The organism is Micromonospora sp. WMMD1082 (genome assembly GCF_029626175.1).
GTDB lineage: Bacteria > Actinomycetota > Actinomycetes > Mycobacteriales > Micromonosporaceae > Micromonospora.
Genome location: NZ_JARUBM010000002.1, coordinates 4,485,761 through 4,497,417 on the forward strand (window position 1 = coordinate 4,485,761; position 11,657 = coordinate 4,497,417).

Consider the following 11,657-nt stretch of genomic DNA (forward strand, 5'->3'; position numbering starts at 1 on the left):
CTGTGACATTCTGATGAGGCGGGGGCTGGAATGTTCGTCGGATCAACCTCGGGTGCGCGCGCCCGTTCCACTCGCCGTGGACTTGTGGCGATGACCGCGTCGCTGGTGTTGTCGGTCGCGGGTTCGACGCTGGTGGCGTCGGCGGCCGCCGGGCAGTCGGTCAGGGTGCCTCTCCCGCCGGTGATCAGCTTCCCGAACGGGGACAGCGTGGTCGAAGGCGGCCAGCTTGCCATCAGGTTTGCCGCGAACGGTGGCGCCTCGGTGAGCAGCTACCGGTACAGCGTCGACGGCGCCAGCCTGGGCAGCGTGATCGCGGCGGGGCCCGATGGTGCGGCCGATGTGACGATCGACGTCGGTGACCTGAGCGGTGAGCGTCCGGTGTACGCGGTGGCAGTCGACCGCCGCGGTCGGCTCAGTCCCATGACGCGGGGATCCTTCACGGTGTCCGTCATGTGGAGCCTCCGGGGTCGGGCGCTCGACATGACCACCTGGCTACCGGTGGTGGGGGCGACGATCCGGCTGGAGCCGGTCGGGATCGAGGTTGTTACCGGCCCCGACGGTGGCTTCCAATTCGCCGTTGACCCGGGCCTCTACACGCTCACCGGCACGTACGCCGGCCCGCCCAGCCTCTCGGCCAGGGTCGAACAGCTGGAGATCGACGGTCAGGGGCTGCGGTTGGACCTGCCGCTGTTCCCCGATTCCGGAAGCTGACGACCGGCCGCGCTGAGTAACCGCAGGTCTGCGCTCCATATCGGTGTATGGTACTTGTATGGCAGTTAAGAAGGTGACCGTCACGCTCCCGGAGGAGCTGGTGCAGGCGCTTGGCGCGGCGGCCCGGGAAGACGGCGTCCCGCTGTCTCGGCTGGTCGCCAGCGCGGCAGAGAGTGAGCTGCGGCGACGGGTCGGGCGGCGACTGGTCGCCGACTGGCAGGCCGAACATGGTGCGTTCACCGTGGAGGAGATTGCGGCGGCACGAGCGGAGATGGCCGCCGCCGACGCCCAGGCGCTCAGCACGCCCGGTCAGGCGGCAGCGTGAGCATCCCCTACGTCTACGACGCCGGGGTGCTGCTTGCGATCGATGGCAATGATCGGCGGATGTGGGCGATCCACCACCTGGCCGTGGAAGAGGGACGGCGCCTGCTCATCCCCTCCGTCGTGGTAGGCCAGGCATGGCGCGACGGCCGCCGCCAGGTCCAGCTGGGCCGGTTCCTGAACAGCTGCGAGATCGTCCCGGTCGGCATCGAGCTGGCGAAGGCGGCCGGCGTGTTGTGCGGCAAGGCCGGCACGCGCGACGTGGTCGACGCCGGCGTGGTGACCGTTGCGCTGGCGTATGGCGCGATCGTCTTCACCAGCGATCCGGAGGACATCGCGCAGCTGTCGGCCGCCTCGGACGCCAAACCGGGGTTGGTCATCCGTCGCCTCTGATCATGGCCGGCGTCCTGGCGGCCACGGCGACCGTCAGGGCATGTGCCGTGGCCGCCGGGGTGGCCGGCAGCAGTGGCGGACGGACCATCGGTGTCGGGATGCGTCCCTGGGCGTGCAGCACCGCCTTGATCACGGACGGGTTGGGCTCGGCGAACAGCGCCGCCGAGAGGGTGGCGAGCCGGTGACCGAGTGGCCGGGCCCGGACGACGTCGCCGGTCTGCCAGGCCGCGACCAGCGTGGCGTAGTCGGTGGTGGCGACGTGCGCGGAGGCGAGGATGCCGCCGGGCGCGCCGAGGGCGAGCAGCGGTGAGATGTACGCGTCCTCGCCGCCGAGCACCGCGAAGCCGGGCGGCAGGTCGGCGAGGAGGGCGATGGTGTCCGCGTCGATGCCGCCGACCGCGTGCTTGACCCCCACCATCCCGGGCAGCGCGGCGAGGCGACGCAGCGCCGCGACGGAGAGCTGCTGCCCGGTGCGGTACGGGACGTGGTAGGCGACCAGCGGCACCGGGGATGCCCCGGCCAGCCGGGCGTAGTGCGCGAGCACCGCCTCCTCGCCGGGTCGCAGGAACGGCGGCACCAGGCAGAGTGCCGCCGTGACCTCGGGCCGTCCGGCGAGGGCTTGCAGGGCTTCGCTGGTGTGCGCGCCGACCAGCAGGTGCGCCCGATGCTCTCGGCAGGCGGCGGCGACCGCGTCGACCACCGTCTGCTGCTCGGCGTCGGAGAGCGCGTGCGGCTCGGCGGTGGTGCCCAGGGCGACCAGGCCGGCCGCCCCGGCGGCCAGCGCGTCGTGGGCCAGGGTGGTCAGCGCGTCGACGGCGACGCCACCCCGCCCGTCGAAGGGTGTGATCAGCGGAACGTACAGACCCGTGAGTGCCATGCCTTCAGCCTCGACGGCGAGACCGTGAAGGACCAGTTCCGCTTGCTCAACGGATACGTAAGCTGGGCTGATGCTTGACGTCCGCCGTCTGCGGCTGCTCCGGGATCTGGCGCGGCTCGGCACCATCGCCGCCGTCGCCGAGACGCACACTTACACACCGTCCGCCGTCTCCCAGCAGCTCGCCGCGCTGCAACGGGAGGCCGGCGTCGCGCTCCTGGAACGCGCCGGCCGGGGAGTCACCCTCACTCCGACCGGGGAGTCGCTGGTCCGGCACACCGAGGTGATCCTCGCCGCGCTGGAGGCGGCCGAGGCCACCCTCGCCGCCGCGCGGGGCGGACTCTCCGGCACGGTACGCATCGGTGCGTACCCCAGCGCCGTGCGTACCCTGTTGCTGCCCGCCCTGGTCGCGCTGGCCCGCGACCAACCCGCGCTCGACCTGATGGTCACCGAACTGGATCCGGTGGCCGTGCCGGCCGCGCTGCGCGACCGCCGTCTCGACGTGGCCCTCGTGCACGACTACGACATCGTGCCGGTCGAGCCGGATCCGGCGCTGGACTCGACACCGCTGCTGGACGAGACGGTGTTCATCGCCGTTCCCGCCGGCACGGAACACGATCCGGCCGGCGACCCGATGCGGTCGGTGCGCGACGCGGACTGGATCGTGGGTAGCCAGGGGACGCTCTGCCACGCGGTGACCCTGCACGCCTGCGAGCTGGCCGGCTTCCGGCCGAACGTACGTCACCACGCGGACGACTTCGCCGCCATGCTCGCCCTGGTCGCCGCCGGCCAGGGAGTCGGGTTGGTGCCCCAACTGGCCGTCGGGCAACCACCCGGCGGGGTCCGTCTCGTCCCGCTCACCGTCCGGCGACGCACCCGGATCGCGTACCGGAAGGGCGCGGGCGATCACCCGGCGGTGGCCGCGACCGTCGCGGCGCTGCGGACCGCCGCCGCGACCACGCCCGACGAGACGGGTCGAACAACCGATGGCGTTCGCGGCGGAGCGATCAAAGGAGGGGCCGCTACGGGATGGACACCGCAGGGGTGAACGCGGTGTGCCGGAGGCGGGCGGCGTCCTGGCTCGGTGCCGCACCGAACTGGCGGCGGTATTCACGACTGAACTGCGACGGGCTGTCGTAACCCACCCGATGACCGACCCCGGTGACGTCGTCCGGGTGGGCGGCCAGCAGTAGCCGCGCCTGCTGGAGCCGGATCTGCTTCTGGAACTGGATGGGGCTCATCGCGGTGACCGCTTGGAAGTTGCGGTAGAACGCGGACAGGCTCATGCCCGACAGCTGCGCGATCTCCTCGACCCGGAACGCCTGCCGGTAGTTGTCCCGGATCCAGCGCACCGCGCGGGTGACGTGGGCGATGTTGCTGTCGGCCAGGCCGAGCTGGCGGACGGCGTCGCCCTGTTCGCCGGTGACGAGGCGCCACAGGATCTCCCGCTTGATCAGTGGTGCGAGCACCGGGATGTCGCGCGGCCGGTCGAGGAGACGCAGCATGCGTACCGCCGCGTCGACCAGCTCGCCGGGCGCATCGCTGACGGCCAGCGCGGACGGCGTGCCGCCGCGCGGGCGGGGGAGGCCGCCGGGTGGCGTGTCGAGCAGCAGTTCGGCGATCGCCGACGGCTCCAGGGCGAGGCCGAACCCGAGCGCCGGCCGCTGGTGGCTGGCCTCGGTGTAATGGCCGGTGACCGGCAGGTCGACCGAGGCGATCAGATACTGGCCGGCGCGGTACTCGTACACCCGGTCGCCGAGTGCGAGCGTCTTCGCGCCCTGCGCGATGAGCGCCAGCACCGTGCCCGACATCGACGCGGAGGGCTGGTGGGCCTGCTCGGCCCTGCCGATCAGGACGCCGTCGATGGGCGTGGTCCAGTCGGGCCGCGCGTGACGGGCCAGCAACGCGCGCAGTTCGTCGAGCAGCACGAGCCCATTAGAGCATCCGCCGTTGTTCCGCACAGTGAGAGGATCAGGCAAGAGGTCAAGAGCATTGTTCTACTGCAACACCTGCTCAAGCTGGTCATATGGATGCAGCCAAGTCGTAGGGAGCTAACGATAGCTCCACGAATGAACAGGTGGGTAGCAGTATGCGGGTCGCCATCGTCATCGGCGCCAGCTCCGGCATCGGGCAGAGCGCAGCCATCCAACTCGCCAAGCGGGGCACGGGCGTCGTGCTGACCTACAGCGGCAACCAGGCCGGCGCCCAGGAGACGCTGGCCGCCATCGAGAAGGAGGGCGGCACCGCCGTCGCACTCCGGTTGGACATCGGCCGCAGCGACACCTTCCCGGCCTTCCGGGAGCGGATCGTCGCCGTGCTCCGCGACACCTGGCAGCGGGACACGTTCGACTATCTGGTCAACAACGCCGGCTTCGGCGGTGGGGCGATGTTCGAGGAGACCACCGAGGAACTCTTCGACCGGTTCGTGCGGGTGCTGCTCAAGGGGCCGTACTTCCTCACCCAGGCACTGCTGCCGCTGCTCGCCGACGGCGGTGCCATCGTCAACGTCAGCAGCAACTCGGCGCTACCCACGGGCCTCGTGGACGCCGGCTACTCCGCGTACGCCACGATGAAGGGCGGCCTGAACGTGCTGACCCGTTACCTGGCCAAGGAGCTGGCGCCGCGCCGCATCCGGGTCAACGCCGTCTCGCCCGGTCCGACCCGTACCCGGCTCTCCGACGCCTCCGGGGTCGTGGCCTTCGAGGCGTACCCGGAGGCGATCCCCGCGCTCGCCGCCAAGACCGCCCTCGGCCGCATCGGTGAGCCCGACGACATCGGCGTGGTGATCGCCACGCTACTCGGCGAGGCGGGTGCCTGGATCACCGCACAGAACATCGAGGTCTCCGGCGGCTACGACCTCTGACGCCGGGTGGGCGTGGACGGCCGGCGGTATCGTGTTCCGTCGATGCGGGGTGAATGGCGGAGAGTGGTCCGGGCGCTGCCGGCCGTCGCGGTGGCGCTGCTGGTGGCGGCCACGCTCGGCGGCGACCGTGGGGTGGGCGGCGATCCCCGACTACGCCTCGACGTGACGCCGGCCGCCGCGCTCGCCGACGAGCCGGTGCGGGTACGCGTCGGCGGCCTAACGGCGGGGGAGCGGGTGACCGTCGCCGCCGAGGCCGAGGACCACGCGGGACGGCTGTGGCGGGCGACGGCGACCTTCGTCGCGGACCGGAACGGCACGGTGGACCTGTCCCAGGACGCCTCCAGCGGCGGCTCCTACTCGGGTGTCGACCCGATGGGGCTGTTCTGGTCGATGGACCCGGTCGACGGCGACGCCTCGTACTTCGCGCCGAGCTTGCCGCAGGTGAGACCCGACTTCACCGTGCGGCTGTCGGCCACCGCAGGCGGACGCGGGCCGGCCACCGCCGCCGTGCGCCGGGACTGGACCGCCGGGGCGGTCACCTTCACCGAGCTGACCACACAGGCGGACGGCGTGCGCGGGATGCTCGTGTTGCCCCCGCCCGACGTGCCGCGACGGCCCGGCGTGCTGAGGATCGGCGGGTCCGAGGGCGGGATCAGCTGGCTGTACGACGCGCCGTTGCTGGCCTCCCGGGGGCACCCGGTGTTGGCGCTCGCCTACTTCGACTCGGCGGGTCTCCCGGACAGCCTGCACGACATCCCGCTGGAATACTTCGCCACCGCCGCCGAACTGCTCGCCCGGCACTCCGGCGGCGAGGTGGCGGCGGTGGGCTACTCGCGCGGCAGCGAGGCGGCGCTGCTGCTGGCGCAGCTGTACCCGGAACTGGTACGCGCCGTCGTCGTCTACGCGCCGAGCAACTGGGTCAACCCGGGTTACCCGTACACGGGAGCGGCCGCCTGGACCTGGAACGGCCGGCCCGTCCCGGCGGGCCGGATCCCGGTCGACCGGATCGACGGACCGGTGCTGGCGATCAGCGGAGCGGACGACCAGCTCTGGGACGCGGCCGCCTACGGCGCCGAGTTGGTGCTGGCCCTCGGCGGTCCACCGCACCGCATGCTGCTCTATCCCGACGCGGGACACGGCGTCGGCACCGTCCCGTACCTGCCCTCCGAGACGGTGCACCAGGGACCGACCGGCGTGCAGACGTACGGCGGCACCCGCGCCGGCGACGCCGCCGCCCGGCGGGACGGTTGGTCGCAGCTGCTCGCCTTCCTCGCCGCGGCCTGACCGTCGCCGCCGGGTCAGCGCGGTGACCGGGTCTTCGGCAGGTCGAACTGGTCGGCGCGGCGACAGTCGCGCTGGTTGCCGATCGCGTCAGGCCCCAACCGGTCGAGCACCCGGCGGGCCCGCTCCCGGCCCAGGTTCCAGGCGTACCACGGGTCCGGCTCGGCCAGGTCGTCGGCGATCCAGCTGAGCGTGCAACGGCGCACCGGATCGGGCAGGGTGGACAGGGCGGGGGTGGCGTCCGCGGAGAGGGCGCGAAGATACCAGGCGTCGATCCGGCCGGTCTGCTCGTAGCGGGCCACGTTGCGGCGGGCCGCGTAGTCCTCCGGGTTGAGCGCCGCCAGGCCCAGCAGCATCACCACCGCGAGCGCCGCGGTCAGGCGCGGGATCGCGCCGCCGCGCCAGCGTACGCCGGCCACCAGGATCATCAGGAAGACGGCACCGAGCAGCAGCTCGAAGGCCATCACGAAGATGCGCTCGCCGGTGAAGCTGTAGACCTTCTGGTACGTGTACATTCGGGACAGCGCCGACACCACGATGACCACGCTCAGCGCGCTGAGCAGGCCGAGCAGGACCCGCAGCAGCACCCGGTCGAGCCGCCGGTCCCGACGCGCCCAGCGGCTCACCCCGCCGAGCACCGCCAGGGCGAGCACCGTGACCACGACCAGTTGCCAGAAGCCGCTGCGGGCGTACTCGGCGTAGCTGAGGCCGGTGGTGTCCAGCACGTGCCGCTGCCCACCGAAGAGCACGGTGAACTGCACGGCGACGAAGCCGCCGAAGAGGACGGCCAGGGTGGCGATCGCCGGCGCCCACTCGACCAGCCCGACGCTACGCGCGGTCGGCCGGTCCAGCGAGGCCAGGTCCGGCGGCGCGGCGATCGTGTAGACGGCGGCCACCGCGATCAGGGCGCCGACGGCCGCCAGGAACAGCCACCGGAACACCCCGCTCACGCTGATTTCCGGGATGAGGGCGCCGAGCACCTGGGCGAAGGCGGCGTCGGCGGAGGAGAGCAGCGCACCGAAGACCACCAGGACCACCACGGTGGCGGCGACCGAGCCGACAACCCGGCGCGCGGCACCGGAATCGCCCGGCGCGCGGACGTGGGTACGCACCCACGGCAGCCCGCGTATCGCCGCGATCGGGGCGCCCACCAGGCTGAACAGGATCGACCGGACCCGTCGCCCGCCGACGATCGCCAGCGCCGCGCAGGCCAGCGCCCCCAGCACGCAGAACGTCACCAGCCACCAGGCGTTGCGGAAGCCCAGCACCGCGAGCAGCGCGAGGGCGGCACCGGCCCAACCGGCCCGGACCCACCGCTCGGCCCGGGGCAGCGCGGCGGTGTGCCGCCGCACCGCGACGACGACGCCGGCCGTGAGCACCAGCCAGCCAAGGAACCAGCCGATGCCGGTACGGCCCAGCGGCACGAAGGCGGCCACGCCGAGCGCCCCGGCCAGGACCGCCAGCGGGGTGGCCCGACCGCGGGCCGGGGCGGGGCCGGGCCACACCCGGTCGAAGAAGGACGGCGGTGGCGGCAACCGCCGGAAGTCGTACGGTGAACCCGGCGGCCGGTGGCCGGGCGGTGGTGGCAGCACCGGGGCGCCGGGCTGCCCCACCGGCCGGGCCGCGCCGGCTCGGGGCGCCGTGCCCGCTGCTCCCGTGCCGACCGCCGCTCCTGCTGCTCCCGTGCCGACCGGTGCCGTCCCGTGCGAGGCGGCGCCAGTTGGCGCGCCGGTGGCGGCCGGACCAGCCGGCGGTGGCGGGGTGGGTGGTGCCGTCTCGGGGGTCCGCTGGGTCGGCGGTGCCGCCCCCGTCGGCGGCGTGACCGGGGCGGAGACCGTCGTCGGCGCTGGTCGGCCCGCGACCGCGGCGCTCGCCGCCGGGGTGTCCCGGCCGATCGGGGCCGACTCCCCGGCGGTCGCGACCAGGGGGAGGAAGATCGCGTAACCGTGGGTGCCGGGTGGCACGGTCACCGGGATCGCCCAGGCGGGTTGGTCGGCCGGACCGGGCCAGACGATCGACAGCAGCCCTTCGGTGGGCGGCATCACCAGCAGTTGGGGTGCCCCGGCCGGACCGGTCGGACCGGCGTCGGACGGGACAGGGGCGCCGCCGGGTTCCCCGGTGCTCGGGGAACGCTCGGCGGGTGGCGGCTCGGACACCGCACCCTCCTAGGTTGACAGGCTGCGGTCACTCTAGGGGCCGACGCCTGTTCGCGTGGGCCCGTCTGCACGCGACACCCTCATCTCGGTCAATGTGCCGAAAACGGACAGGACGACAGGTCCCCTCCTGACGCACTGTTGTAGCAGGTAGAGAGGCTTGCGCCGGACGGGCGCGCCTCGGCCGACACCGCCCCGTCGACAGGGCGGGTGTCACCGCGACCGACAGCGACGTCGCCCCCACCACCACGCAGGAAGGAGCAGCCATGGCCGCTCCCACCGCTACCGCCTCACTCAACGCGAGCAGCTACGCCCCCGGTGCCCAGATGCTGCTCACCATCAACTACAGCGACCCCGACACGACGGCGCTCACCGTCACCGTCGTGGTCACCGACGCCCAGGGCAACCGCAGCGCTCCGGTGTCGACGACCGCCGTGGTCGATCCGCTCACCATCACCGTCACCGACGACTCGGGCCGTGCCTGGACCCGGGTGTCGGACAACGGCTCGGTGGCCGTCTACCGGGCGGTGGCATGATGCCCCGGGTGACCGTCACGGTGCGGGACTCGGTCAGCCAGACCGCCACCGCCACCGCCGCCTACACCATCCTGCCGCCGGTGCTGGGCGGGTACTACCTCTCCGGTGGTGCGGACCCGACGGCCGACATGGCGGGCGGCAACTTCCGGTCGCTGACCCAGTACCGCAGCTTCGCCGACGCCCACGTCTTCCCCGGCTACAACCGCCCCTGGCTGGTCACCCTCGGCAGAGCCGGCGTGCAGCTCAACATGGTGCTCGAACTGAAGCACTACGGTGCGTCCGACACCGGGGCACAGACCTTCACCCTGGACGGCGTGACGTACACCGTGCCGGCGCCGGCGATGACCATCCAGCAGCGTCCGGGCACGATCTGGCCGAAGGCGTACGGCTACGGGCAGGTGCTCGCCGGCCAGTGCGACGGGCTGTTCGCCCGGGCCCTGGCGCAGTACCGGACGATGGGCTTCGGGGTGAACATCCAGCTCGCCTCCGAGCTGGATACCGACCACGAGTTCGGCACCACCGAGTCCGGCAAGGCGTACACCTGGGCCGAGTCGGACGTGCGGGCCGTGCAGGCGATGACGTACATCGTGAACTGGTTCAGGGCCAAGGCGCTGCCCTCGGGGAGCACCTTCTCGGTCGGTCTCGGCGGCTTCGACCGGGCCTGCTTCCGGCGCACCCACCCGGAGGCGCTGATGACGCGGCTGGACTACCTGCAATGGAACGTCTACGCGACCAGTCCCACCGACACCGCGTTGGAGCGGTTCCGGCGGACCAAGGACTGGGCGCTGGCCGATCTCGGCCCGGTGGCGCTGTCGCGTCCGGTGCTCATCGCCGAGTGGGGCGTACGGGTCGCCGAGATCCCCGATCAGGCGGGTTGGATCGCCACGGTGCCGCCGGCGATCGCCCGCCTGAACGCCGAGCGCGGGCCGTTCATCGTCCGGACGAACTACTTCAACTCCGGCTGGGGCACCCTCAGCCCGAAGGCGACCGGGCTGGCCGCCCTGCGGGCCGCGTACTCCCGGCCCCCGTACGTCTGACCGGCCCGGTCCGGGGCGGTCCGCCGGAACGGGCAGGTGTGCTGGGTGCTGCCGCCGGGGGCCTACCTATGCTCGACCCCATGGAACTGCGGATCTTCACCGAACCTCAGCAGGGTGCGACCTACGACGACCTGCTGGCCGTGGCCCGCCGTGCCGAGGAGACCGGCTTCGGCGCCTTCTTCCGCTCGGACCACTACCTCAAGATGGGGTCGGTCAGCGGCGAACCCGGTCCCACCGACGCGTGGACCACGCTGGCCGGGCTGGCCCGGGACACCCGGTCCATCCGGCTCGGCACGCTGATGACCGCCGCGACGTTCCGGCTGCCCGGCCCGCTGGCCATCACCGTCGCGCAGGTCGATCAGATGAGCGGCGGGCGGGTCGAGCTGGGCATCGGCACCGGCTGGTACGACGCCGAGCACAGCGCGTACGGGATCCCCTTCCCGGGGCTGGGGGAGCGGTTCGACCGGCTGGACGAGCAGCTGGCGGTGATCACCGGCCTGTGGCGGACCCCGTCGGGTGAGACGTTCGACTTCACCGGCCGCCACTACCAGGTCAGCGACTCGCCCGCGCTGCCGAGGCCGGTGCAGCGTCCCCACCCGCCGATCCTGCTGGGCGGGATGGGCGCGCGGCGTACGCCACAACTCGCCGCCCGGTACGCCGACGAGTTCAACCTGCCGTTCGTCTCGATCGACGACACGGTCGCCCAGTTCGCCCGCGTCCGCGCCGCGTGTCAGGAGATCGGCCGGAATCCGACGGAGCTGACCTGGTCCAACGCGCTGGTGCTGTGCTGCGGGCGGGACGACGCCGAGGTGGCGCGGCGGGCCGCGGCGATCGGCCGGGAACCGGACGAGCTGCGCGGCAACGGGCTGGCCGGCACGCCCGCCGAGGTGGTCGACAAGATCGGCCGGTACGCGGCGGTCGGCAGCCAGCGGATCTACCTCCAGGTGCTCGATCTGGCCGACCTGGATCACCTGGACCTGGTCGCGACCGAGGTGCTGCGCCAGCTCTGACCGGTCGGCGGGCCGATCAGGCCCGGTGCCCGTGGACGCCGCGCAGCACCGTGTCCAGCCGGCCGTCCCGATCACTGTCGATGTAGGTGACGTCGGGCACCCCGTCGCCGTCCAGGTCGAACTGCACCACGTCGGCCACGCCGTCGCCGTCGAAGTCGGTGACCACCTCCACCGAGCCGTCCAGATGCCGGCTGACGATCGACCGCGCGCCGGTCCCGGTCCGGGGCGGCGGGCCGGGGGTGGGCACCGGCGTCGGGGCCGGCCCGGGAGCGGGATTCGGCTGCGGGCCGGGCTGGCCCGCCACCGGTTCGCCGTACGACCAGGTGGCGGCGGACGAGCCGGTGGCGATGCCGACCGGGCCGCTGGCGGCCTCCACGCCGCTGCCGGCCGGGTCGATCTCCTCCTCGGAGGGGTACACGTCGCCGCGAGGGGCGGGATCACGGTAGCTGCTCATCGGCGTAGGGTTCCCCGACGGAGC

At 72.8% G+C, this 11,657-nt stretch carries 13 protein-coding genes; 9 read left to right on the plus strand and 4 right to left on the minus strand.

Annotated elements, in window-relative coordinates; genetic code table 11:
- Positions 1–90 precede the first annotated feature (90 nt).
- From O7615_RS20785 to O7615_RS20795, 3 genes are read left to right on the plus strand one after another with little or no spacing between them, the layout of a single operon-like run.
- Positions 91–711 (plus strand): hypothetical protein, encoded by a 621-nt coding sequence (locus O7615_RS20785; protein ID WP_278179441.1) that lies wholly within the window; start codon positions 91–93, stop codon positions 709–711.
- A gap of 58 nt (positions 712–769) precedes the next feature.
- Positions 770–1,036: a hypothetical protein gene (locus O7615_RS20790; protein WP_278179443.1), complete on the plus strand. Its 267-nt coding sequence runs from the start codon at positions 770–772 to the stop codon at positions 1,034–1,036.
- Between the two features lie 26 nt (positions 1,037–1,062).
- Positions 1,063–1,425: a PIN domain-containing protein gene (locus O7615_RS20795; RefSeq protein WP_278179445.1), complete on the plus strand. Its 363-nt coding sequence runs from the start codon at positions 1,063–1,065 to the stop codon at positions 1,423–1,425.
- Here the strand turns inward: O7615_RS20795 and O7615_RS20800 are convergent.
- On the minus strand, positions 1,409–2,302 hold the full coding sequence (locus O7615_RS20800; RefSeq protein WP_278179447.1) for a dihydrodipicolinate synthase family protein: 894 nt from the start codon (positions 2,300–2,302) through the stop codon (positions 1,409–1,411). The two genes, O7615_RS20795 and O7615_RS20800, sit on opposite strands and share 17 nt — an antisense overlap.
- 70 nt (positions 2,303–2,372) lie before the next feature.
- Here O7615_RS20800 and O7615_RS20805 point away from each other — a divergent pair, with 70 nt between their 5' ends.
- Positions 2,373–3,347, plus strand: a complete 975-nt coding sequence (locus tag O7615_RS20805; protein ID WP_278179449.1) for a LysR family transcriptional regulator — start codon at positions 2,373–2,375, stop codon at positions 3,345–3,347.
- Here the strand turns inward: O7615_RS20805 and O7615_RS20810 are convergent.
- Complete coding sequence (locus O7615_RS20810) at positions 3,322–4,227, minus strand: AraC family transcriptional regulator (RefSeq protein ID WP_278179451.1); 906 nt, start codon at positions 4,225–4,227, stop codon at positions 3,322–3,324. The two genes, O7615_RS20805 and O7615_RS20810, sit on opposite strands and share 26 nt — an antisense overlap.
- Before the next feature lie 149 nt (positions 4,228–4,376).
- On the opposite strand from O7615_RS20810, the gene O7615_RS20815 reads away from it, so the two are divergent.
- Complete coding sequence (locus O7615_RS20815) at positions 4,377–5,162, plus strand: SDR family oxidoreductase (RefSeq protein WP_278179453.1); 786 nt, start codon at positions 4,377–4,379, stop codon at positions 5,160–5,162.
- 42 nt (positions 5,163–5,204) lie between these two features.
- Positions 5,205–6,446 (plus strand): acyl-CoA thioesterase/bile acid-CoA:amino acid N-acyltransferase family protein, encoded by a 1,242-nt coding sequence (locus O7615_RS20820; RefSeq protein ID WP_278179454.1) that lies wholly within the window; start codon positions 5,205–5,207, stop codon positions 6,444–6,446.
- Positions 6,447–6,460: 14 nt separating this feature from the next.
- Here the strand turns inward: O7615_RS20820 and O7615_RS20825 are convergent, their stop codons facing one another.
- Positions 6,461–8,599, minus strand: a complete 2,139-nt coding sequence (locus tag O7615_RS20825) for a DUF4153 domain-containing protein (RefSeq protein ID WP_278179455.1) — start codon at positions 8,597–8,599, stop codon at positions 6,461–6,463.
- 263 nt (positions 8,600–8,862) lie between these two features.
- Between O7615_RS20825 and O7615_RS20830 the strand changes: the two genes are divergently transcribed.
- The 3 genes from O7615_RS20830 (at position 8,863) to O7615_RS20840 (ending at position 11,179) form a co-directional block, all read left to right on the plus strand.
- Positions 8,863–9,132: a hypothetical protein gene (locus O7615_RS20830; RefSeq protein ID WP_278179456.1), complete on the plus strand. Its 270-nt coding sequence runs from the start codon at positions 8,863–8,865 to the stop codon at positions 9,130–9,132.
- The gene (locus tag O7615_RS20835) at positions 9,132–10,169 is read left to right on the plus strand and encodes a hypothetical protein (protein WP_278179457.1); all 1,038 of its coding nucleotides are present in this window, start codon (positions 9,132–9,134) and stop codon (positions 10,167–10,169) included. Before O7615_RS20830 ends, O7615_RS20835 begins: the two co-directional genes overlap by 1 nt.
- An 80-nt stretch (positions 10,170–10,249) precedes the next feature.
- On the plus strand, positions 10,250–11,179 hold the full coding sequence (locus O7615_RS20840; protein WP_278179458.1) for an LLM class F420-dependent oxidoreductase: 930 nt from the start codon (positions 10,250–10,252) through the stop codon (positions 11,177–11,179).
- 16 nt (positions 11,180–11,195) lie between these two features.
- On the opposite strand, the gene O7615_RS20845 is transcribed toward O7615_RS20840, so the two are convergent.
- The gene (locus tag O7615_RS20845; protein ID WP_278179459.1) at positions 11,196–11,633 is read right to left on the minus strand and encodes a hypothetical protein; all 438 of its coding nucleotides are present in this window, start codon (positions 11,631–11,633) and stop codon (positions 11,196–11,198) included.
- Positions 11,634–11,657: the final 24 nt, after the last annotated feature.